At 71.4% G+C, this 20,874-nt stretch carries 28 protein-coding genes; 11 read left to right on the top strand and 17 right to left on the bottom strand.

Translation table 11 applies throughout. From position 1 onward, the window contains the following. Window positions 1-81 precede the first annotated feature (81 nt). Complete coding sequence (locus C8E83_RS06580) at window positions 82-621, top strand: hypothetical protein (RefSeq protein ID WP_121368988.1); 540 nt, start codon at window positions 82-84, stop codon at window positions 619-621. On the opposite strand, the gene C8E83_RS19165 is transcribed toward C8E83_RS06580, so the two are convergent. From C8E83_RS19165 to C8E83_RS06565, 4 genes are all read right to left on the bottom strand, one after another. Continuing rightward, the gene (locus C8E83_RS19165; RefSeq protein WP_147430103.1) at window positions 546-764 is read right to left on the bottom strand and encodes a hypothetical protein; all 219 of its coding nucleotides are present in this window, start codon (window positions 762-764) and stop codon (window positions 546-548) included. The genes C8E83_RS06580 and C8E83_RS19165 overlap by 76 nt on opposite strands. A gap of 180 nt (window positions 765-944) precedes the next feature. Then, window positions 945-2,834: a DEAD/DEAH box helicase gene (locus C8E83_RS06575; protein WP_121368987.1), complete on the bottom strand. Its 1,890-nt coding sequence runs from the start codon at window positions 2,832-2,834 to the stop codon at window positions 945-947. A gap of 11 nt (window positions 2,835-2,845) precedes the next feature. Then, entirely contained in the window at window positions 2,846-4,117 is a 1,272-nt protein-coding gene (gene dinB, locus C8E83_RS06570) for a DNA polymerase IV (RefSeq protein ID WP_121368986.1), read from the bottom strand. Window positions 4,118-4,170: 53 nt separating this feature from the next. Continuing rightward, on the bottom strand, window positions 4,171-5,337 hold the full coding sequence (locus C8E83_RS06565) for an acyl-CoA dehydrogenase family protein (RefSeq protein ID WP_121368985.1): 1,167 nt from the start codon (window positions 5,335-5,337) through the stop codon (window positions 4,171-4,173). A gap of 23 nt (window positions 5,338-5,360) precedes the next feature. Between C8E83_RS06565 and C8E83_RS06560 the strand changes: the two genes are divergently transcribed. Next, complete coding sequence (locus C8E83_RS06560; RefSeq protein WP_121368984.1) at window positions 5,361-6,146, top strand: SGNH/GDSL hydrolase family protein; 786 nt, start codon at window positions 5,361-5,363, stop codon at window positions 6,144-6,146. A 92-nt stretch (window positions 6,147-6,238) separates the two neighbouring features. Here C8E83_RS06560 and C8E83_RS06555 read toward each other — a convergent pair whose 3' ends face one another. From C8E83_RS06555 to C8E83_RS06545, 3 genes are all read right to left on the bottom strand, one after another. After that, entirely contained in the window at window positions 6,239-6,577 is a 339-nt protein-coding gene (locus C8E83_RS06555; protein WP_121368983.1) for a zinc ribbon domain-containing protein, read from the bottom strand. A gap of 116 nt (window positions 6,578-6,693) precedes the next feature. After that, the gene (locus tag C8E83_RS06550; protein WP_170159862.1) at window positions 6,694-7,959 is read right to left on the bottom strand and encodes a D-alanyl-D-alanine carboxypeptidase family protein; all 1,266 of its coding nucleotides are present in this window, start codon (window positions 7,957-7,959) and stop codon (window positions 6,694-6,696) included. Next, a complete protein-coding gene (locus C8E83_RS06545) occupies window positions 7,956-8,753 on the bottom strand; it encodes a TrmH family RNA methyltransferase (RefSeq protein WP_121368982.1) in 798 nt (265 codons plus the stop codon). Before C8E83_RS06545 ends, C8E83_RS06550 begins: the two co-directional genes overlap by 4 nt. Before the next feature lie 78 nt (window positions 8,754-8,831). On the opposite strand from C8E83_RS06545, the gene C8E83_RS06540 reads away from it, so the two are divergent. The 3 genes from C8E83_RS06540 to C8E83_RS06530 all read left to right on the top strand — a co-directional run bounded on the left by C8E83_RS06540 (window position 8,832) and on the right by C8E83_RS06530 (window position 11,287). Beyond that, window positions 8,832-9,668, top strand: coding sequence for a Sir2 family NAD-dependent protein deacetylase (locus tag C8E83_RS06540; RefSeq protein ID WP_121368981.1), 837 nt, complete (start codon window positions 8,832-8,834; stop codon window positions 9,666-9,668). Between the two features lie 90 nt (window positions 9,669-9,758). Continuing rightward, window positions 9,759-10,397, top strand: a complete 639-nt coding sequence (locus C8E83_RS06535; protein WP_121368980.1) for a histidine phosphatase family protein — start codon at window positions 9,759-9,761, stop codon at window positions 10,395-10,397. A 113-nt stretch (window positions 10,398-10,510) separates the two neighbouring features. Continuing rightward, window positions 10,511-11,287, top strand: coding sequence for a phosphotransferase family protein (locus tag C8E83_RS06530; RefSeq protein WP_211331670.1), 777 nt, complete (start codon window positions 10,511-10,513; stop codon window positions 11,285-11,287). A 65-nt stretch (window positions 11,288-11,352) separates the two neighbouring features. On the opposite strand, the gene arfB is transcribed toward C8E83_RS06530, so the two are convergent. Beyond that, complete coding sequence (gene arfB, locus C8E83_RS06525; protein ID WP_121368979.1) at window positions 11,353-11,775, bottom strand: alternative ribosome rescue aminoacyl-tRNA hydrolase ArfB; 423 nt, start codon at window positions 11,773-11,775, stop codon at window positions 11,353-11,355. Window positions 11,776-11,974: 199 nt separating this feature from the next. Between arfB and C8E83_RS06520 the strand changes: the two genes are divergently transcribed. After that, window positions 11,975-12,292 (top strand): hypothetical protein, encoded by a 318-nt coding sequence (locus C8E83_RS06520; protein ID WP_121368978.1) that lies wholly within the window; start codon window positions 11,975-11,977, stop codon window positions 12,290-12,292. 9 nt (window positions 12,293-12,301) lie between these two features. Here C8E83_RS06520 and C8E83_RS06515 read toward each other — a convergent pair whose 3' ends face one another. Both C8E83_RS06515 and C8E83_RS06510 read right to left on the bottom strand, forming a co-directional pair. Then, window positions 12,302-12,661 carry a hypothetical protein gene (locus C8E83_RS06515; RefSeq protein WP_121368977.1) on the bottom strand — a complete coding sequence of 120 codons (360 nt, stop codon included), beginning with the start codon at window positions 12,659-12,661 and terminating at the stop codon, window positions 12,302-12,304. A 275-nt stretch (window positions 12,662-12,936) separates the two neighbouring features. Continuing rightward, a complete protein-coding gene (locus C8E83_RS06510; protein WP_121368976.1) occupies window positions 12,937-13,959 on the bottom strand; it encodes a GNAT family N-acetyltransferase in 1,023 nt (340 codons plus the stop codon). A gap of 361 nt (window positions 13,960-14,320) precedes the next feature. Between C8E83_RS06510 and C8E83_RS06505 the strand changes: the two genes are divergently transcribed. Continuing rightward, the gene (locus C8E83_RS06505; protein WP_121368975.1) at window positions 14,321-14,644 is read left to right on the top strand and encodes a hypothetical protein; all 324 of its coding nucleotides are present in this window, start codon (window positions 14,321-14,323) and stop codon (window positions 14,642-14,644) included. Here C8E83_RS06505 and C8E83_RS19415 read toward each other — a convergent pair. Together C8E83_RS19415 and C8E83_RS06500 are read right to left on the bottom strand one after the other, a co-directional pair. Then, window positions 14,632-14,778, bottom strand: a complete 147-nt coding sequence (locus C8E83_RS19415; RefSeq protein ID WP_170159861.1) for a hypothetical protein — start codon at window positions 14,776-14,778, stop codon at window positions 14,632-14,634. The two genes, C8E83_RS06505 and C8E83_RS19415, sit on opposite strands and share 13 nt — an antisense overlap. Before the next feature lie 124 nt (window positions 14,779-14,902). Then, entirely contained in the window at window positions 14,903-15,154 is a 252-nt protein-coding gene (locus tag C8E83_RS06500) for a hypothetical protein (RefSeq protein ID WP_121368974.1), read from the bottom strand. An 82-nt stretch (window positions 15,155-15,236) separates the two neighbouring features. Here C8E83_RS06500 and C8E83_RS06495 point away from each other — a divergent pair, with 82 nt between their 5' ends. Then, on the top strand, window positions 15,237-15,752 hold the full coding sequence (locus tag C8E83_RS06495; protein ID WP_121368973.1) for a GNAT family N-acetyltransferase: 516 nt from the start codon (window positions 15,237-15,239) through the stop codon (window positions 15,750-15,752). 12 nt (window positions 15,753-15,764) lie between these two features. Here the strand turns inward: C8E83_RS06495 and C8E83_RS06490 are convergent, their stop codons facing one another. The 5 genes from C8E83_RS06490 to C8E83_RS19410 all read right to left on the bottom strand — a co-directional run bounded on the left by C8E83_RS06490 (window position 15,765) and on the right by C8E83_RS19410 (window position 18,759). Continuing rightward, the gene (locus C8E83_RS06490; protein ID WP_121368972.1) at window positions 15,765-16,541 is read right to left on the bottom strand and encodes a hypothetical protein; all 777 of its coding nucleotides are present in this window, start codon (window positions 16,539-16,541) and stop codon (window positions 15,765-15,767) included. Beyond that, a complete protein-coding gene (locus tag C8E83_RS06485) occupies window positions 16,538-16,867 on the bottom strand; it encodes a hypothetical protein (protein WP_121368971.1) in 330 nt (109 codons plus the stop codon). Before C8E83_RS06485 ends, C8E83_RS06490 begins: the two co-directional genes overlap by 4 nt. A 79-nt stretch (window positions 16,868-16,946) precedes the next feature. Further along, window positions 16,947-18,029, bottom strand: a complete 1,083-nt coding sequence (locus C8E83_RS06480; RefSeq protein WP_170159860.1) for a DUF805 domain-containing protein — start codon at window positions 18,027-18,029, stop codon at window positions 16,947-16,949. A gap of 88 nt (window positions 18,030-18,117) precedes the next feature. Further along, the gene (locus C8E83_RS06475; protein WP_121368969.1) at window positions 18,118-18,549 is read right to left on the bottom strand and encodes a RidA family protein; all 432 of its coding nucleotides are present in this window, start codon (window positions 18,547-18,549) and stop codon (window positions 18,118-18,120) included. 51 nt (window positions 18,550-18,600) lie between these two features. Further along, window positions 18,601-18,759 carry a hypothetical protein gene (locus C8E83_RS19410; protein WP_170159859.1) on the bottom strand — a complete coding sequence of 53 codons (159 nt, stop codon included), beginning with the start codon at window positions 18,757-18,759 and terminating at the stop codon, window positions 18,601-18,603. Between the two features lie 104 nt (window positions 18,760-18,863). Between C8E83_RS19410 and C8E83_RS06470 the strand changes: the two genes are divergently transcribed. From C8E83_RS06470 to C8E83_RS06460, 3 genes are all read left to right on the top strand, one after another. After that, the gene (locus C8E83_RS06470) at window positions 18,864-19,460 is read left to right on the top strand and encodes a hypothetical protein (protein WP_121368968.1); all 597 of its coding nucleotides are present in this window, start codon (window positions 18,864-18,866) and stop codon (window positions 19,458-19,460) included. Between the two features lie 256 nt (window positions 19,461-19,716). After that, complete coding sequence (locus tag C8E83_RS06465) at window positions 19,717-20,292, top strand: hypothetical protein (RefSeq protein ID WP_121368967.1); 576 nt, start codon at window positions 19,717-19,719, stop codon at window positions 20,290-20,292. A 43-nt stretch (window positions 20,293-20,335) separates the two neighbouring features. Continuing rightward, window positions 20,336-20,827 (top strand): WapI family immunity protein, encoded by a 492-nt coding sequence (locus tag C8E83_RS06460; RefSeq protein ID WP_121368966.1) that lies wholly within the window; start codon window positions 20,336-20,338, stop codon window positions 20,825-20,827. Window positions 20,828-20,874 lie beyond the last annotated feature (47 nt).

The raw sequence follows: 20,874 nt of genomic DNA, 5'->3' as shown, positions 1-20,874 counted from the left end.
ATCGGGCTCTGAGCGCGCAGGAGCCGACGCCGCCTGTGGACAACCGGCTTCCCGCCCGGTCGCGTGGTCGATGCTCGTCGCATGACAACGACAACCGCTCCCACGCCCTCCACCGCCTCCGAGTCGAGCGCCACGCCGCAGGCCGGTCCGCCGCCCGCCGACACCCTCGACTCGCACGTCCCGCTGACGTCGCGCGCCGACCTCGACCAGCGCGTCCGGCAGCTCCTGCCGTGCGCTGCGCAGCGCCAGCTGTGGCTCCTGCTGCTCGATGCCGACGACGTCCAGATGCCCGTGATGATCCCGATCGGCGACCTGCCGCTGCACGCCGACGGGCCGGCCGTCGACGGTGAGGGCGTGCTCGAGACCCTCACGATGATGACGCGCGAGTTCGAGGTCGCGTCGTTCGTCTTCGTGCTCGAGCGCTCCGGCTCGCGATCGCTGACCGACGACGACGCGGCGTGGCTCAGCTACCTGCTCGAGGTCGGTGTCGGGCACGGAATCCGGGTGCGCGGCGTGTACCTCTGCCACGACGACGGTGTGTCGGGCTACGACGAGGGAGACCTCGACGAGCTCTCGCGGCGACGCCACCAGGCGGTCTCGGCCAGCTCGGCCGACATGTAGACGCCGAGGTCGCGGCGCTCCGATTCGACGAGCGACCAGCTCGACAGCTTGTAGCCGCGGGTGAACCGCTCGACGAACGCCTCGGGCGGTTCGCCCGCGCCCGCGCGCACCAGCCAGGCGCCGGGGCGGGTCTCGTCGAGCACTCCCCGAGTCTACGGGGCGGGCCTGGCGCGCCGGACGTCCGGTCGGTCCCGTCGACGTCGAGGAGGAGCGGCGGTTCACGCGAGGAGCGGCGGCGCGACGCCGCTCCTTGCATCAACGGCCACTCCTTGCGGGGGCTGAGCTGCGGGGGCTGAGTCGCGGTGCGGCGGCGCGGCGTCGGCTTAGCGGCCGCCGCCGATGCGTCCGCGGAGGACGTCGATGCGCTTCTGGATCTGGTCGGTGGAGGCCTGGGCCACGGCGGGCCCTCCGCTGATCCTGCGGAGTTCGGCGTGGATCACCCCGTGCGGCTCGTTCGAATGCCGCGACCAGATGGAGACGAGCCGGCTGAGCTCCGACCGCTGCTCTTTGAGCGTCATGTAGAGCGGTCGCGCCTCGGCCTGCGTCGGGAGGCCGGTCTTCGGCTGCTTCTTCGAGCGGCCGGCCTGGGTCGCCTGCCGTTGCCGCAGGAGCTCGCGCACCTGGTCGGGCTCGAGCAGCCCGGGGATCCCGAGGAAGTCGAGCTCTTCGAGGCTGCCGACCTCGCTGGCGGTGCCGAACTCGCCGCCGTCGTAGAGCACCCGGTCGAAGTTCGCCTGCGCCTCGAGCGCCTCGAACGGCTGCTGCTCGAGGAGGCTCGACGCCTTCTCCTCGCGGTTGGCGGCCGCCATCAGGTCTTCCTCGGGCGCGAAGATGCCGTCGTCGGCGTTCGTCGGGCGGTCGAGGGCGTGGTCGCGCTCCAGCTCGAGCTGGCCGGCGAGGGCGATGAGCGAGGGGACGCTCGGCAGGAAGACGGACGCGGTCTCGCCGCGGCGCCGGGCACGGACGAAGCGGCCGATCGCCTGGGCGAAGAACAGCGGCGTCGAGGCGCTGGTCGCGTAGACGCCGACGGCGAGTCTCGGGACGTCGACGCCCTCGGAGACCATGCGCACCGCGATCATCCACCGCGACTCGCCGGAAGAGAAGGCGGCGATCCGGTCGCTGCCCGCCTTCTCGTCGGAGAGGACCACGGTGGGTCGCTCGCCGGTGAGCTTCGTGAGGATCGCGGCGTAGGCGCGCGCTGCCGTGTGGTCGGTCGCGATGACGAGGCCGCCGGCGTCGGGCACGCCGCGCCGCACCTCGGTGAGGCGCTTGTCGGCGGCGGAGAGCACGGCGGCGATCCAGTCGCCCTGGGGCGAGAGGGCCGTGCGCCACGCCTGGGCCGTGATGTCCTTCGTCACAGCTTCGCCGAGCGTCGCGCTCATCTCGTCGCCCATGCGCGTGCGCCAGCGCATCTGGCCGGCGTAGGCCATGAAGAGCACGGGACGGACGACGCCGTCGGCGAGGGCGCGACCGTAGCCGTAGGAGTAGTCGGACTGCGAGGTGCGGATGCCGTGCTCGTCGGGTGCGTAGGTGACGAACGGGATCGGCGCGGTGTCCGACCGGAACGGGGTGCCCGTCAGCGACAGGCGTCGCGTCGCGCTGCCGAAGGCCTCGCGGATGCCGTCGCCCCAGGTGAGGGCGTCGCCGCCGTGGTGGACCTCGTCGAGGATCACGAGCGTGCGGCCGGCCTCGGTGATGGCCTTGTGCACCTCGGGCTTCATGCCGACCTGGGCATACGTGATCGCGATGCCGTGGAAGTGCCGGCCATAGGTCACGTCGGCGTTCTTGAACATCGGATCGAGCCGCAGGTTGACGCGGTCGGCGGCGTCGGCCCACTGGCGCTTGAGGTGCTCGGTGGGCGCGACGACGACGACCCGGTCGATCTCGCCGCGGCTCAGCAGCTCGGTCGCGAGCCTGAGCGCGAACGTGGTCTTGCCGGCGCCGGGCGTGGCGGCGGCGAGGAAGTCGCGGGGATTCGTCGAGAAGTACTTCTCGAGGGCCTCGGCCTGCCAGGCGCGGAGCTTGCCGGCCGTGCCCCAGGCGGCGCGCTCGGGGAAGGCGGGCGAGAGGTGCTCGGCCGCGCTGTTCCCGGCGACGGCGCCGACAGGTGCTCCGTCGGCGGCGCCGGTCGCGGCGGGGTGGTCGCCCTCGTTCGAGTTCGACGAACCGGAGCCCGGAGGCTCTGCGGGGTCGAAGGCGAAGGCGTTGCTCACTGACACCGATTTTACTCGGGCGCCGGGCCGTGCTCCGACACACGCCGGGCCGGAGCCGGAGCCTTCTTCGTCGACAGCAGGCTCGCCGGTGAGACGCTGCCCGGCCCGAACCGTGCGCGGAGGGCGTCCATCGTCGACTCGGCGTCGCGCCAGGCGTCGTCGTCGTCCCACAGGCCGACAGCCCCGGAGATCTCTCCCTCGAACGCCAGCTGTTCCATGCGGACCCCGACAAGTCGCAGCGGCGTGCCGATCTTGCCGGAGGCCTCGTAGATGCTGCGCGCCTCCTCGAAGATGCTCCGCCCGAGGTCGGTGGGGTCGGGAAGGGTCTTCGACCGGGTGATGGTGGTGAAGTCGCCGAAGCGGAGCTTCAGCACGACCGTTCGCCCGACGGCTCCGGCAGCCCGGAGGCGCCGGCCCACCTGGTCGCTCAGCCGGAAGAGCTCGCGGCGGATCTCGTCGGGAGCCGCGACGTCGCGCTCGAAGGTGACCTCGTGGCCGACGCTCTTCTCGTCCGCCCGGGTCTGCACGGTGCGGGGGTCGCGGCCCCAGGCGAGGTCGAGGATCTTCGCGCCGCCGGCCGGGCCGATGGCGCGCTGGAGCGTGTCGAGCGGCGTGTGCGCGACGTCGCCGACGGTGTTCAGCCCGTAGCCGCGCAGCACCTCCTCGGTGCGACCGCCGACGCCCCAGAGGGCGCTGATGGGCCGGGGGTGCAGGAAGGCGACGGTCTCGTCGCGCGGGACGATCAACAGGCCGTCGGGCTTCGCGACGCTGGACGCGAGCTTCGCCACGAACTTCGTCGAGGCGGCGCCGATCGAGCAGTGCAGGCCGGTCTCGGCGTGGACGCGCTTGCGGAGGGCCGTGGCGATGTCGAACGTCGACCCGAGCAGTCGCCGCGAGCCCGCGACGTCGAGGAAGGCCTCGTCGATGCCGAGTCGCTCGACCTTCGGGGTGACGTCGTCGAACATCGCCATGACCTGCTTCGAGAAGTGCTTGTAGCGGTCGAAGTGGGGCTCGAGCACGATCGCCTGCGGGCAGCGGCGGAGGGCGACGGCCATCGGCATGGCCGAGTTCACGCCGAACTTGCGCGCCTCGTAGGTCGCGGCGGTGACGACGGAGCGCTGCGAGCGGTGCCCCACGACGACGGGCAGGCCCCGCAGCTCGGGGTGCTCGAGCAGCTCGACAGAGGCGAAGAACGCGTCCATGTCGACGTGCAGAATCGTCGCCGTGTCGTCGTCGGGCGCGCTCAGCGTCACCTGGCGACCCGAGCCGTCTTGCTTGCTCACCGCTCCCCTTTCGCGTCAGGGGCCATCCTCACACGAGCCACCGACGCCCGAGGTCAGCCGAGCGGCCCGAGCAGCCGCTGCGCCACCGTGGCGTGGGCGGAGTCGCTCGACGAGGGGTGGAACCGCCCGGCGAGCACGTCGCGGAAGAGTCGCCCGAGCTCGGAGTCCGCCCGGTACGACGACCCTCCGGCGACGGTGAGGGCGCCGTCGACCACGGCCGCCGCGACCTCGGTCGCGCGGACCTTCAGGGCCACGAGGCGCGGGAACCAGTCGGGTGCGGATCCGGCGAGGGCGTCGAGATCCTGCGCCACGCGGTCGATCTGCGGCTCGAGGCCGTCGAGCGCCATCCACAGGTCGGCGACGCGCCATCGCGTCACCGGGTCGAGGGCGATGGGGGCGCCGGAGCGGCGGGAGGTGCGACCGTTGGCGGCCTCCACCGCGAGGGTGACGGCTCGGCGTGCGACACCGCGGTAGACGGCGGCCACGAGGGTCTCGAACGCGGCGAAGATGCCGAACACCAGAGGGTCGGCGCTGGGCCCGACGGGCAGCGTGCGGACGATGCGGGACGCCGGCACGACGGCGCCGTCGAGCAGCGTGGTGTGGCTCTGCGTCGCGCGCATGCCGACGGTGTCCCAGTCGCCGAGCGACGTGTGGCCGGGCTCGTCGCGGCGCAGGAACCCGTGGACGATCACGGGCGTGCCGTCGGGGCCGCCCGTGTCGTCGCGGCCGAACAGGCCGAGCCTCGTCCACACCGGTGAGAGGGACGTGGAGATCTTCGTGCCGGCGAACGCGTAGCCGCCGTCGCCGATCGGCACCGCGCTCGTCACGGAGTCGAAGAGGACGAGGTCGTTGCCGGGCTCGGAGACCCCGAACGCGAAGACCTCGCCTGCTCCTGCGTCCGTCAGCACCACGTCGAGGAACGACTCGCCCCGCGCGTGGACGATGGCGGCGGCGGCGGTCCACACCAGGTGCATGTTGACCGCGAGGGCGGTGGCGGGAGCGGCGGACGCGAGGCGCGACTGCAGCTCGGCGACGACTTCGAGGCCCAGCCCGAGACCGCCGAACTCCGTCGGCACCGCCGCGCGGAGGTAGCCTCGGGCGACGAGCTCGTCGAAGTCGTCGGAGGGGAAGGCGTTCGCGGCGTCGTAGCCGGCGGCGCGCGACCGGAACCGCTCGAGGAGCTCGTCGTCGAGGAGGCCGTCTGCGGAGGTCGCTGTCACTCCCCCACGGTACCGTGGGAGGCATGCCTGAGCTCCACCCGTGGTCCCGTTACGTCGCCGTCGGCGACTCGTTCACCGAGGGCATCGGCGACCCCGACCCCGGTGCGGTCGGCGGGCATCGCGGCTGGGCCGATCGCGTCGCCGAAGTGCTGGGGTCGTCCACGCCCGACTTCGCGTACGCGAACCTCGCGATCCGCGGCCGGCTGCTGCAGGGCATCATCGACGAGCAGGCCGAGGCCGCCCTCGAGCTGCGCCCCGACCTCATCACGGTGTCGGCGGGCGGTAACGACATCATCCGCCCCGGCACCGACCCCGACGAGGTGGCCTCGCGCCTCGACGGGCTCGTCGGCACGCTGTCGCGCGACGGCGCCACGGTCGTGCTGTTCACCGGCCCCGACATCGGCGCGACGCCCGTGCTCGGCAGGCTGCGCGGCAAGGTCGCGATCTACAACGAGAACGTCCACGCGATCGCCCTCCGCCACGACGCGGTGGTCGCCGACATGTGGGCCCTGCGGCAGCTCGCCGACAGCCGCATGTGGGCTCCCGACCGCCTGCACTTCTCGCCGCTCGGCCACCACACGATCGCCCGCATGGTGCTCGCGACTCTGAACGTCGACAACGACCTCGAAGAGCGCACGCTGCCGGCCGCTGCGCCGCGACACTGGCGCGAGGCCCGCCGCGACGACGTGAGCTGGGCGCGCGAGTACCTCGTTCCGTGGGTGCTGCGGCGGGTGCGACACCAGTCGTCGGGCGACGGCCTTGGTCCGAAGCGGCCCGAGGCCGTGTCGGTCATCGCGAACGAGAGGTAGCCGGGCGCGAGTGCGCCGCTTCCCGGCGTGTGCGACGTTCGTAGGAGCCGCGCGTACGCCGCCGGGCCGCGGTTACGCCGCCGGGCCGCGGGTCAGCCCTGGAGCGGCGGCTGCCCCTGTCCGTTCTGCTCAGCGGCGATCCGGGCGTCCTCCGCCGCGAGGATGCGGTCGGCCTCGGCGTTGATCTGCGCCGCCTCGGAGTCCTTGACGAACCGGTCGGCGTTCTCGCGCGTGATCGGCGAGTGTGCCCCGCAGTACGCGCACGAGATCGCGTAGGTTCCGTGGCCGAACGGGAAGATCGGCGTGAAGAACAGCGTGAACCAGGTCCGCCGCCGCACGAGCCGCTGAGCCGCCTCGCGCCCGCAGGCGCCGCAGACGAAGACGAGCATGGCGACGATCTTGGACGACGTCCGTGAGCCGAAGATGATCATGATTCCCCCAGGTGTGATCTGCGTCGAGGGTACCCCGACGCGCGCGCGGGCGCACGAACCCCCGGGCGCAGGATCCGCGGCACCGCGCTCGGCGACGCTAGAACCGCTCCGCGACGCTAGAACCGCTCCGCGACCGCCGCCTCCGCACCGCCGAACGTCGCCCGAGGATTCGTGAGGCGCCACCAGGCCGAGGGGGCCTCGATCGGACCGTCGAGCGCGAGCGGCACCGTGGTCGTCGACGAGCCGATGGTGACGCGGATGGTGCCCACGTGGGCTCCTGCGCCCCGGACCGCCACGTGGTCGAGCTTCACGTGTGCCGACACCGTCGCCGTGCCGTACACGAGCTTCGAGGCCGAACGGGTCGTCGCGGCTCGGGCCGTCGCACCCCAGGGCGTCGCGTACGTGCCGTAGACGGCGCCCTTCGACACCGCGGTGACCACGTGGAACTTCGCGGTCACCTGGGCGAGCATGCGCCCGATCGCCGTGTCGATGGTGTCGTGGTCGGGGCCGCCGAGCACCACGCCGATCAGCTCGACCTCGTGGCCGTCGACCTCCTGCTTCGTGGCGAAGAGGAGGTTCGCGCCGACCTTGTCGAGGGTGCCGGTCTTGATGCCGACGACGCCGTCCTTGCCGAGGAGCCCGTTGGAGTTCTCGATCTCGCCGACGCCGGGCACGGTGGTCTCCGCCGTCGAGACGATGGTGGCGACGTCGGTGTTCGCCAGGGCGAGCCTGCCGAGCGTGAGGAGGTCGGTCGGGGTCGACTTGTTCTTGAAGTCGAGGCCCGTCGGCTCGTTGATCGTCGTGTGGTCGAGGGCGTGCTGCTTCAGCCAGGTCGCCGCCGCCGCCCGGTAGGCGGGGATGGAGCCGTAGGCCCAGATCGCCAGCGTGGTCGCGTAGTTGTTCGCCGACTTGATCAGGGCGACCTCGAGCACCTGCCGCTCGGTGAGCTTCTGCCCGACCGTCATCGTCGCGACCTCGCCGTCCTGCGCGAGGTAGGTCTTGTAGTAGGCCTGCTCGGTCGGGGTGATCGTGATCGTGGGGCCGTTCCCGCCGTTCAGCGGCTTCTTCTGCAAGACGACGAGCGCGGTGACGATCTTGCTGATCGACGCGATCGAGCGGGGGGTCGACGGGTCGTGGGTCACGAGCGAACCCTTGTAGCCGACAGCCTCGATGGCCGACCCGCCGTAGCTCGGCAGGTCGACGCTCGTCGCCGCCTGGCTCGGCGCCGTGTACGTCGTCGCGACGCCTGCGCTCGCCGGGGCGGGCGCCAGCAGGCTCGCCGGCACGTAGAGGCCGAGCGCCACGACGACGACGATGCCGACGACCAGGCCGAACCGGCGTCGGCTCCTGCGCGCTGTGACCTTCGCCTCGGTGCGCCTCACCGCAGCGCCCAGAGCACCACGGCGCTCGCCGCGGCCACGTTCAGGCTGTCGACGCCGTGCAGCATCGGGATCGTGACGACCGTGTCGGCCGACTCGAGGGCATGGCGAGACAGCCCGTCGCCCTCGGTGCCGAACACCATCGCGACGCGCTCGGGCGGCGTGGCGGCGTAGTCGTCGAGTGTCACCGCGTCGTCGCTGAGGGCCAGGGCGGCGATCTCGAACCCGGCGCCGTGGAGCTGCTCGCGCGCCTCGGGCCACTCGGGCAGGCGCGTCCACGGCACCTGCAGCACCGTGCCCATCGACACGCGCACGCTCCGCCGGTAGAGCGGGTCGGCGCACCGCGGCGTGATGAAGACGGCATCGGCGCCGAGGCCGGCGACGGCGCGGAAGATGGCCCCGACGTTGGTGTGGTCGACGATGTCCTCCAGCACGACGACGCGCCGTGCGCCCTCGAGCAGCTCGGCGACCTCGGGCAGGGGTGGGCGGTGCATCGCGGCCAGGGCGCCCCGGTGCAGGTGGTACCCGGTCAGCTCTTCGAGCAGGGCGTCGTCGCCGACGAAGACGTCGCCGTCATAGGCCTCGACCAGCGGCAGGACGTCGGGCAGCCACTTCTCGGCGAGCAGCACCGACCGCGGCGTGTGCCCGGCCGCGAGGGCGCGCGTGATCACCTTCGTCGACTCGGCGATGTACAGGCCGCCCGCCGGCTCGGTCTTGCGACGCAGCGACACGTCGGTGAGCCGCGAGTAGTCGGCGAGCTCGGGGCGGTCGAGGTCGGAGATCGGGGTGATTCGCAACGGGTCGGGTGGCCTTCGGAAACATAACGGAAAGAGTCGTTGTTTAGGCTAGCGTCACAGCCCCAGAGGAGTTCCTGCATGCCACTCGCACCGACGCCCACCGAGGCGGAGTTCGACGAGGCCGCCGGCATCCTCCGCGGCAGGAGCCTCGCGGTGCTCACCGGGGCCGGCGTCTCCACCGACTCGGGGATCCCGGACTACCGCGGCGAGGGCGCTCCCGTCCGCCACCCGATGACCTTCCAGCAGTTCCTCGCGAACGACGCCTTCCGGAAGCGCTACTGGGCCGGCAGCCACCTCGGCTACCGGCACTTCCGCGAGGCCGCGCCGAACGACGGCCACCGCGCGCTCGCCGCGCTCGAGCACGCCGGCGTCACGAACGGCGTCGTCACGCAGAACGTCGACGGCCTCCACCTCCGTGCCGGGTCGAGCCGGGTCGTCGACCTCCACGGCTCCGTCGACCGCGTCGTGTGCCTCACCTGCGGGCAGGAGTTCGCCCGCGAGACGATCGCCCAGCGCATGGCCTCCGCCAATCCCTGGCTGGAGCGCCCCGACGAGATCCACCTCAACCCCGACGGCGACGTCGATATCGACGACTACGCCGACTTCGAGGTGCCCGTCTGCACGAACTGCGGCGGGGTCCTCAAGCCCGACGTCGTCTTCTTCGGCGAGTTCGTGCCCGTCGAGCGGTTCGCCGAGGCGCGGGCCATGGTCGCTCAGGCCGACGCACTGATCGTCGCAGGGTCGTCGCTGGTCGTGAACTCGGGCATCCGGCTCCTGGAGACCGCGCTCCGCAAGAAGGCGCCCGTCGTCGTGATTAACCGGGGTGTGACGAAGGGCGACGGGCGTGCCACCGTTAAGCTGAACGCCGGCACGTCGGAGACGCTGACGGCCCTGGCCGAGCGGCTCATCCCCTAGGCCTGCGTGTTGCTCGGGTCGTCGCGCTGTCGCGGCGGGTCCGGGTGGGGCGCAGGATCAGGAACGCCCTCCGCTCCTGGAGAATCCCCCATGACACTGCTCTACCTCGTCCGCCACGGCGAGACCGACTGGAACCGCCAGCGCCGCATCCAGGGCGCGACCGACATCGCGCTCAACGAGCTGGGGCGCCAGCAGGCCCTGGCTGCGGCCGAGCTCCTGTCGCGCCGGCACTTCGACGCCGTCTACGCGAGCCCGCTGCAGCGCGCCTTCGACACCGGTGCGATCATCGCGTCGCACCTCGGGCTGCCGTCGCCGACGATCGCGCCTCGCATGATCGAGCGCTCGTACGGCGAGGCCGAGGGGATGACCTTCGACGAGGTCGAGGCGTCGTTCCCCGACGGCGCCCCCGTTCCCGGCCGCGAGAGCCGCACCGCGCTCCTCGAGCGCGTCGAGTCGGCCCTCCTCGAGATCGCCGCGTCGTGCACCGGGCAGGTCGTCGTCGTGGCCACGCACGGCGCCGTGATCCGCGCGATCGTGAACCACGTGGCTCCTGAGCAGGATGCCAACGCCGGCGTGCCGATCCGCAACGGGTCCATCCACTCCTTCCAGGTGGTCGACGGCGCGCTGTCGCTCGTCGCGTTCGACGACCCGATCGAGGTCATGTCGGAGGCCGCCGGGCGGTATGCGTTCGGGTACCAGAACGCGCTCGAGAACCGGGCTGACGCGTAACTCTCCGCCACCTGCGACAAAACGCGACATCTGCGACGCTCCGGCGCGTCGCAGGTGTCGCGTTTTGTCGCGCGGGCGGGCGGGCGCGCGCGAGGAACGGCGGGCGGAGGAGGATGGGCGCCGTGAGTGAAGTCGAGGTGGTCGTCGCGCACGCGGAGCGGGCGACGGTGCGGGCCGGGGACGTCTTCATCAAGATCGACTCGGATCCTGCGCGCCTCGACCGCGAGCTGGCGGCGATGGATCTCGCCCCGGTGCCGACCGGCGAGGTGCTCTGGCGGCAGCCGCAGGCGATGGCCGTCGCGCGGGTTCGGGGCGAGAGGCTTGCTCGGCTCGGCGAGGTGTCGTCCGCTCCGGCGTCGGTGTGGCGGGCGGTCGGGGCGGTGGTGCGGCGGCTTCATGAGGCGCCCGTTCCTGCGCTGCCCGGGCGCCCGGCCGCCACGATCGACGTGCTGGCGCGGGAGTGCGAGGCGCTCGTCGGCGAGGGGATCCTGCCGGTGTCGGTCGTGATCAGGCACCAGGAGCTCGCCTCGCGCGTCGTGCGATCGTTCGAGCCGGCCTTCACGCACGGCGATCTGCAGCCCGAGCACGTGTTCGTCGAGGGTGGCGGCGCGAACCCTCGTGTCACGGGGATCATCGACTGGTCGGAGGGCGGGCCGGGCGATCCGCTGTTCGACCTGGCGACGCTGACGCTGGGGCATGCGGCGCGGCTGCCGGACCTGCTCGACGGGTACGAGGCCTCTGGGCACATGCCGGTCGACGCCTCGCTCGTCGAGGCGTGGTGGTCGTGGCGGTGCCTCACGAACATCCGGTGGCTCGCCGCGCACGGGTTCGACCCGTTCCTGCCCGGGGGCGAGGGCGACATGCTGCTCGGCGGCGCCTGGGGTCGCTAACCCTCCCGAAACGACTCTGCGCACGTGATTTCGCATGTGCAGAGTCGTTTTTGGGAGGCGTGAGGCTAGTCGAGGGGCGGGCGGCGGCGCTGGGCCTTCGTCGTCGACCGGCGGGCCTTGTCGTCGAGGCGGCGGCGGACGGCACCGCGTGACGGTCGGGTCGGGCGGCGTTCGGGTGGCTCCTGCGCCAGGGCGTCGACGATCAGGGCGATGAGCCGGGCGCGTGCGGTCTCGCGGTTGCGCAGCTGCGATCGCTGCTCGCTCGCGCTGACCGTGATCTCGCCGCGAACGAGTCTCGGGGCGAGCCTTTCGCGCAGGATCGCCCGGGTCTCGTCGTCGAGAGCTGCACTGGTCGCGACGTTCCACGACAGCTGTGCGCGCGAGTCGGACGTATTGACGTGCTGCCCGCCCGGCCCCGACGAGCGCGAGAAGCGCCAGCGCAGCTCGGCGCCGGGGATCGTCAGCGCCGGCGTCACCTCGAGGTCCATGCCGCTTACTCTCCCAGAAGCCGCCGACCTTGGGCTCGCCTCGGGCGGGGCGAGCAGGGCGCAGGATCAGGGAAGCCCGCGCGGCCTCCGCCGCTGCCACGGCCCGCGGCGGCCCCCCGAACGCGTGCGTGCGATGCGGCCGGGCAGGCGGCTACCCTTGCGTGACGATGCCGCCCTTCGCGCGGCGAACGGGGGGATCATGACCGACGGTGACTGGGAGGCGCAGGGCGCCCGTCCACGTGTCGATGCGAGTGGCGCGCCTGCCACGAGACGCGCCGCACCACCGGCTCTTCGCGCCCTCTCGGCGCTGGGCGTCGCTCTCGTCGTGATCGGCGTCGGAGTGCTCGTGTTGCCGGCGATGGGCACACACGTGTATCAGGCACAGGGCGTCTCGCGGCTCACCCTGTCGCCGGTCGCGGTCATCGCCTCGTGGATCGTCGCCGCGACGGGTGCCGTGGTGCTCACGGTCCGTGTCGCGACGGGCGTCCTGCTCCGGGCGATCCAGGGCGAGAGCTGACCGACCGCGTCAGTCGCGCGCGCGAGGCGTCCAGCGCACGGCCTCGACAGCGATGCGCAAGAGGACGGTGAGCACTCCGAAGCCGACGAGCACGAGGCCCGTGATGTGCTGGATGAGTGCCAGCTGGTCGTGAGTGGGGCCGGTCGCGTTGTCGAACGTCGCGTTCGCCGAGATGTCGCCGTACGACCACACGATCAGGCCGACGATCACGAAGAGGCCGGCCCCGACAAGCATCACCACACCCCACGGGTTCGTCGCGCGGACGGAGTCGTCAGCGACGGCGATGCCCGAGGTCGTGCGAGCGGGCGGGGGCGAGGACGCGGGCGACGTGGCGCGCGCCTGCGTCGGCTCTGGCAGCGACTCGGTCATGCCGTCACCCTAGTGCTCTGTCTGCCCCGTTTGGCGACCCGTCTGGCGACCCTTCTGGCGACACAACGCGACGGCTGCGACGCCACGGAGCGTCGCAGGTGTCGCGTTGTGTCGCGGCAGCCTCCCCCCACGCAGCGGCGCAGCCGGCTGCGGCTCCCCCCACGCGACCCTGCCTCCGTCGACCTTGAGGCGGGGCTGCGAGCTGAGGCCTCCCGAGGACGACTCCCCCGGCAGGAGGAGGCATGCTGTCAGCCTACGAGGCGGCGGGCGGCGGGTCAGTCGTCGCCGTCGGGACCGGTGCGGAGGAGGTACTGGTCGACCTCGATGCTTCCCCCGATCCTGCCCATGAGCTCGAGCCACGGCGACTCGAATCCGAAGCCATGGCCCTGCCCCGTGCGGCCGTCGACTTTGCGCACCAGCAACAGACACGGCTTCACGTCGCCGTCGAGGAGAGGCACGCGCGCCATCGCCGCCGAGGCGCGATCCCATAGGTGCGCCAGGTGCTCGTCGTCGGAGGCCGTCGTCGGAAGCCGCGACTCGATCGACCACGACGTGAACGTGAACGACGCCGGCTCGATCGGCATGTCGGGCGGTGCCGTGGGTCGCCGCTCGCCCTTGTTCCACGACAGATCGGGCTCCAGGCCCAGCACCGCCGTGATCTCGGCGACCGTCAGCGTCTGACTCTCCACCCCGACCGCCGCCTTCACGCGATCATCGGCGGCGTCCTCCCACATGCCCGCGACGTCCCACTCCACCCGCTCGCGCGGATCACCGCGCAGGATCGCCGCAACCCACTCGTCGCGACGCTCGCCGCGGATCACCGCGCTGGCCCGCCGAGTGCCCTCGAACCGGAACCCGAGGCGCGCGGCCACCCGCGCCGACGCGTCGTTGCCGGCGAAGGCGCGCCACTCGATGCGGTCCAGGCCGAGACCCGCGGGAGCCGGGCTGAGGGCGAAGTCGAGCACGGCCCTGGCGGCTTCGTCGATGAGGCCTCGGCCTCGATCCTGCGGCCGGAGCCAGTAGCCGATCGACGACTGCCCGCCGAGGTTGTTCAGCTCAATGACGCCGGCGAACCCCGTGCTCGTGACGATGGCCCAGACGCACGCCGTGCCGGCGGCCCACCCGGCGTCACTGTGCTCGGCGACGAAGGCGCGGGCGCTGTCGAGGGTGTAGGGGTCGGGCAGCGGGATCCAGCGCTGAATCCCCTCGTCGCGGCAGGCCATCGCGATCTCGTCGGCGTCTCGCGGCTGGGGCGCGCGCAGGGTGAGCCGCTCGGTGGTGAGCTCGACCTTCTCCATGGGCTCACGCTAGCGGGAGGAGGCGCTTCCTCCCCTGGCGTCTTTCGTTTGTCGGGGCGTTCGGCTCGGGAGGACTCGCCGCCGTTTCGGGAGGAGGAATGGCCCGAAGACGCGCACTCGGGAGGAAATCGGCGTGACGACGACTCGTTGGGGAGGATCGACCGCGCCGATTTCCTCCCCGCCGTCGCGCGTTCTCTCCGGCGGGCCCGTTTGCAGGCCTTCAGGAGGACTTTTCTCCTCCCGGACGTGCACCATGGCACCAGGCGCGCCACGCGTGCAGCCCCGTGTCCGTCCGGGAGGGAGAACTTCCTCCCGAACTCGTGACATCGCACCCCTCCTCGGCGGCGCCTACTCTGAGGCCGTGCCCACCGTCAGAGTCGCCGCGCCGATCGCCGCTGTGCCGGGTCTGATCCGGCAGGCCGTCGCGGCGGTGCCGCATGCCAGTCTCATCGACGTCGACGACGCGTACGCTCTCGTCGGCGTGAGGACGAACCTGGCGTTCCGCGCCGAGACGACGAGATTCGACTTCGCGGACAACGGCGACGGCACGGCCAGCGTGCACGCCCGATCGACGAATCTCATCGTGTTGCCGAGCATCGGGCCGCCGGCCGACGACGTGCTCAGCACCGGCCGCGCCGTCCTCGACGAACTCGTGCGCCTCGCGGCCGAGCGCTACGGCCGGTAGTCCTCGCGCCGGCGGTAGATCGACGTCGCGTTGTCGTGGTCGAACGTCCGCGACCCGTGCATGCCGCCGATCGTCTTCGCGATGGTCAGCAGCAGCGCCGAGAACACCCTGCCGGTCACACGCAGAACCCTCATGGCTCCCCCTCTGATGCGCCGACTCTACGCGCGGGTCGGTCGAGCCGCGAGGGTCGGTCGAGCCGCGAGGGTCGGTCGAGCCGCGACGGCCGCGAGGCCCGCGCGTCACGTCGCGACGCGCCGATCAGTCGCCGTGGATCGGCACGATCCTGAGATCGGGCCCGTCGAGCCGGTCGTAGTAGACGCTGATCGTGAGGAAGTCGCCCTGCGGCGTGCTCTCCTGGCGAAACGTCATGTCGTGCACGTCGACTCGTCCCAGCCCGTCGACCGTGTCGGCCACGTTCCGCAGCAGCTCGGAGAAGCGGCCCGGCTCGTCGTCGGCATGCACACTCTGCGCGAAAGTCAGCGTCGACGCGATGTCGCGAGGGTCGTTCATGGCGTCAGCGTAGCGAGCCCTCGAACCGTCGAGCGTGCACGCCTTGCGCCGACCCAGGGCGCAGGATGCGAGACACTACCGTGTGCTCGATTCTCTCGACCTGCCCGCCGCCCTCCCCACCGCCGACACGCACACGGTGCGACGTGCCCGGCACTGTGACCTCGACGCCCTCATCGGCCTGCTGTCGGACGACGCGATCAGCGCCGGGCGGGGCGACGCGGCGCGGGGCGAGGACCGACCCGCGTACGAGAAAGCTCTCGCGAGGATCCTGTCGGATCCTGCGAACGAGCTCGTCGTGGTGGAGGACGCCGCGGGCGTGGTCGTCGGGACGCTGCAGCTCACGCTGATCCCCGGGATGGCGAGACGGGGCGCCACGCGGCTGCTCGTCGAGGCCGTGCGCGTGTCGAGCGAGCGACGGTCGGCGGGGATCGGCGGCGCCCTGATGCGCTGGGTGACGGACGTCGCGGCGTTGTCGCTCGGGGCCGCGCTGGTGCAGCTGACGTCCGATTCGGCGAGGGTCGACGCCCACCGCTTCTACGAGAGGCTCGGGTTCGTCGCGTCGCACGTGGGGTTCAAGTACGCGGTGCCGTCGGTCTGATCCGCCGCCCGCTCACTCGGTCCACGTCATCGACACCGCGCGAGCTCTCCAGGGCAGGATCGTGAAGCCTCTGGTGGTGAACGTGCACGTCTCGTCGCCGTCGAACGACGAGTAGATGTGATTGTCGGCCGTGACAGCGAAGACGCCGCAGTTCTCGGTGTAGACGGTGTACTGATCGCCGGTCGCGGAGTACCCCTCGGCGCGACAGTGATCGTAGTGCCCGGTGGGCACCGTGTAGACGAAGGCTCCCGCAGCGACGAGGGCGACCGCGGCGATACCGGTGACCAGGAGACCGCGTCGCACTTTTCGGCGGTGGGCGGAGTGACGGGCAAGTCGCTCCTCCGGGGGCAGGTTGACGAGAGCGTGCCGACCCGAGCGGACGAGCATCACGCACACCGCGATCGACGAGGCCGCGATGAGACAGCCGATCACGAAACCGAAGCCTTCTTGATCGTCGAGCGGCACCAGCAGCATCTCGGCGATCCACGCGGCGCCGCTCACCGCCAGGGCAGACCACGCGACGACGAAGCTCCGGCCGGCGGTGGTTCCGGCGGGCCTGCGAACCCAGAGCATCAGGTTGACGACCGCCGAGATCGCGAACGGCACGGCGAACACGATCGCCACCGAGCCGAACAGCACACCGCCCAGCGAGAGGCCGCCGCGGAGCCCGATGAGCAGCAGCAGGCCGACCACGGAGCCGGCGACCGGCAGGGCGATGGTCGCCACGAGCAGCAGCAGGATCCTGCGGCCTGCCCGCTCCTGTTGCTCTGCCGGTGCGGCCCCGCTCACGGCCTGTCGGGCGACGTCGGGCCCGGGTGGCCGAACGCGAAGAGGAACAGCGTCACCATGAGGGTCGAGAACCCGAAGATCAGCGCGCCGATGCCGAGGAACCCCCAGCCCTCGTACTGCGAGTGGAGGCCGGCGGGCGTGGCGATTGCGCCGAAGACGAGGAGGATGCTGCCGATGACGAGGATCCAGATGCGGGCGAGCTGCCGGGGAGTGCGAGGCTCGGGCGGCGCGTAGCCGGGCGCCCTCTGCCCCCAGAGCGAACGGTCGGAGGGAAGACCCTCGGTGGTGCGCTGGCCTTCGGATGCGGCAGATGTGTCGTCGGTCATGACTCCCCCTCGGTGATGAGTGTCTCAGGGCGCCTCGCCGGCTGCCAGCCCCGCTTCCGAGGTACGGGGTGGACCGCGGTCACGTCCGCACGAAGTCCAGCTCGACGCCGTTCGGGCCAGTCAGGCGGAGCGTGTCGCCGTCGACGGAGGCCCGCGCGACCGATGCGAGGTCGTCGGCGAAATGCGCGCGGGCCGCGGAGTCGTCGTCGCAGCCCATCTCGGTGGCGATGACGGTCGACATGCGCCACGGCGAGAAGCCGTGCAGGTCTGCGGAGAACGTGTTGCAGGTGTCGTCGCCGACGAGAGAACCGGCGCGCAGAGTCATCTCGATGGGCTCGCTCGTGAGGCGTTGGGGTCCGGAGATGCCTCGCATCGCGGTCAGCTGCCAGGTGCCCTGGGCCGCGACGGGCGTCGCGGGGACGGCGGCGAAGTACAGGCCGACCGTCGCGGCGGCGACGAGCCCGACGACAACGCTCGCGCGGACGACGGTGGTTCGTTTCGGGCGGCCCCCCAGGATGGAGTGGTGATGCGTGTCGGTACTGTCGGCACGGTCCGGCGTCTCGGACTCGTCGGCACCGATGCGCTCGACCGCGCGGTCGTACCGCGCCCCGGCCGTCCGCGACGGGAACAGCGCCGCGAGGAACAGCAGCCCGACGATCGGTGACGTGCCGAGCCCGGTCACGGCGATCCAGCCGGGCAGGCCCACGTCGTGCATGCGCCGGAACCCGAGAGCCATCGTCGGTACGAAGGTCACCAGCGTGAAGGTGAGAAGAAGCGCGTGCGTGACGGCTCCGACCCCGCTCCACGGATCGGGCAGGCCGCCGCCGTGCGCGTTCGCGAGAGACCAGCCCGTGCTGAGCGCCGGGCCGAGGAACCCGCTGTCCAGACTGAAGTCGCTGTGCACGCCCAGGAGCCGCGGCACACCGATCAGGATGAGGCCGTACCCCGCCGTGAGGTACAGCCACGAGAACCAGAACTCGCTCCGGCTCGCCCGCCCCGTGAAGACGGCGTACTTGGTCCAGTAGCGGCGGGCCGCGTCGAGGGGATGCGCTCGCCGGATCGGTGCCTCGTCGTCGGAGCGGAAGATGCCCCACGGCCCGCCGTCGCTCGCAGCGCGCACGCGTTCGGCGCCGCGTGCGGGCGCGGTCGTCGCAGTGGCCATGACTCCCCCTTCGGCGGTCAGTGTCGCAGGATCCTGCGCCCTGCGCCAACCCCGCGTTCGCGGTTCGCGTGGCCGCGCCGCGTCGCACTCAGTCGCGCACGACCGCCACGGCCTCGACTTCGACGAGCTGGCCCTCATACCCCAACACCGTTACGCCGAGAAGCGTGCTCGGCACGTCGTGGGCGCCGAACCGGTCGCGGACGACACTCCATGCCGTGCCGAGGTCCGTCCTCTCGGTCGAGGCCACCAGCACCCGGGTGCTGATGACGTCCGTGATCGTCGCGCCGGCGGCCCGTAGCGCTATCTCCATGTTGACGAGGCACTGCGCCGTCTGCGCCCCGTAGTCGCCGGGTCGGACGACGTTCCCGTCCGGATCCAGCGGGCAGGAGCCCGCGAGAAACACCAGCCGCGAATCCCCCGGCGCGCTCGCCGCGTACGCGTACTCAGCCGCGCTCGACAGCTCGGCGGACCGGATGAGGGTGACGTTCGACGCGTGCGTCGCGGGTGTCTCGTTCGGCATCGTGCTGGGGCTCCTTCGCGCCGCCGGGCTCCGAGCTCGGCCCGACCGAGCCTACGGCCGGTAGTCGTCGCGCTTGCGGAACTCCGGTGGCGGGGCAGCGAGCGGCGACACTCCGCCGCCCGAGCCGAGGGCGGTCAGGGCTCGCCCCAGAGTGGCCAGAGTCCTCGCTACGGTGCGCCCGGCACCGATCAGAATGCGCCTGGTCTCCATGACATCCCCCTGCCGTGCGATGAGCGCGACTCTACGCGCCCCGTCGCTCGCCAGCCATCCCCCTCACGTCCGCTACCTTTGCGACCATGAAGACTCCTCGTCAGGTGTTCGGCTTCGCACCCGACGATCCGTCGGGCCCGACATGGCTGGAGTTCGTCTCCGGCATCCTGGGAACCCTGGTCTTCGGATACGGCATCACCGAGATGAGCGACGATCTGCGGGAGGGCGCCGTATTCATCGGGCTGGGCCTTGTCGGCTGGGCGACCTTCGGCGTCACCGCGGCCCAACGGCGGGCGCGTGAGCAGCGTGTCGTCGACGACCGCGACCCTGTTGGTCGGGACACGTCCTCTGCCCTGGACGGCGACAGCGGACATCGAGCGACGCAGGAGCCGACGGAAGCGGCCGAAATCGATGCCGACTTCTACCGCGACGCCTACGACCCGATGGCACAGGTCATCGGACCGGGCAAAGCCGCATTCATGGGAGTGGTCTGCTGCGCCATCGCGGTGGCGCTGTTCTGGTTCGGCCCCGTTATCGGCATCGGCCGCGATTCGGACTTCCGCGGGACATTCGTCGCGGGAGTGTTCGGAATCGTCCTGCTGGGCTATGCGGCGATCGCCGTCCTCCAGGGCCGGCTGCTCCAGCGGGGGCAGCACGCCGAGACCGCCGAGGGCCACGACGACGGGAGGGGCGACGAGTGATCCTCCTCTGCTGCCTCCTCTGGGCGCGTTCCGGCGACGGCGCCGCGCTCGCCGACCGGCGAGCCCGGGTCGTCGAGCGCACCGAGCTTTTGCCCGTAACCGAGCGCTGAAAACTCGCTGAGCCGCCCCGCGCCGTGCTCACCGAGACACCCTCTACCCGACGTGAACTTCCTCCCGGCGCTCAATTCGCGTCGGTTCGGGGGTGTGTCGATGGCGGCGTCTCACAGGGCGCGGCGTGCTTTCGTATGCTCTGAGAGTGATCACCAGGCCGGGCTTCGCACGCGAGTCATCGTCTCGCGCTCAGCGGCGACTCCAGAAGGCCATCGGAGCGGCTCACGAGTTCCTCGAGTCCACTCGCGAGTTCATCGCCGACGAGCAGCTCTCGTCGGCCGACTCGGCGTACTTCTTCGGCTCCAGGAAGGCCTGGGCGGTGGGCGACATGATCGAGATCTTCGCGGCCCTCGTCGGCGACGCCTTGTTCGCCGAGGACGAGGACCTCGGCATCGTCGCCGTGATTCCCATGGCTGTAGCCGAACTTGGCACAACCGCGCCACGCGGCCTGGATGACGTCCAGTCGCTCACCTGGCGGAGTGACGAGCTGCCGGCCGTGCACATCGGCCGCAGGTCCGCGTTCGACGGCTTCGACAACGTCCATGAGAGTCGCATTCCGCTCGCGTGGACTCGACCGGGCCTTACCGCCGCTGCCTATCTCCGAGTCTGGCAGCCGGCGGACTCCGCCCCGGACGGAACCGAGGAGGCCGCCGTCTACCTCCGATTCTTCGACAGTGAGGCCGACCCCGTGAGGCACACGTACGGGCTGCCGCCGTTCTGATGGACATGACGACACGGACGAACCCTGTCGCGAGTGAAGGCGCATGAGGCTGCAGGATCCGCGATCCGGGTACTGGGTCGAGCTCTCACCGACGAGATACGAGTTCCCCGACGGCGACGACTCCTGGCTCGTGATCGAAGGGCGTGTCGGAGGAACCGCCGAGGAGTGGACCTTTCGTGATCCTGCGCTCACCGCGGTGGAGCTGGCCGAGTTGGTCACGTGGCTGCGCGAGTGCGCGACCACAGAGGGCACTCGCGTGGCGGGCGACGAACTCTGGTTTCTCGAGCCGAGCCTCGGCTTCGAACTGATCGCAGTCAACGACGACATCGTGTCGATCGCGGTGGCGCTCGAGCACGATGCGGCGCCGCCGAGCACCTTCGAGGCGGCTGTCGACGACAAGAAGCGCCCGTTCGTGATGAAGCGAGCCACGGGCTACCGTCTCGACTTCGCTCTGACCCGGCGCGAACTCGCATCGGCCGTCGAGCATCTGGCCGCCGAGGCGGCACGATTTCCGCGCCGGGCCACCGAGTACTGATCGCTTGACTCACGCCGATCCTGTGCCATGATCAGAGCAGTTCCTTG

It is taken from the genome of Frondihabitans australicus (assembly GCF_003634555.1).
Taxonomy (GTDB): Bacteria; Actinomycetota; Actinomycetes; order Actinomycetales; family Microbacteriaceae; genus Frondihabitans; species Frondihabitans australicus.
Note: the sequence above shows the minus strand (reverse complement) of the source record. Positions and strands in the feature narration are given on the sequence as shown.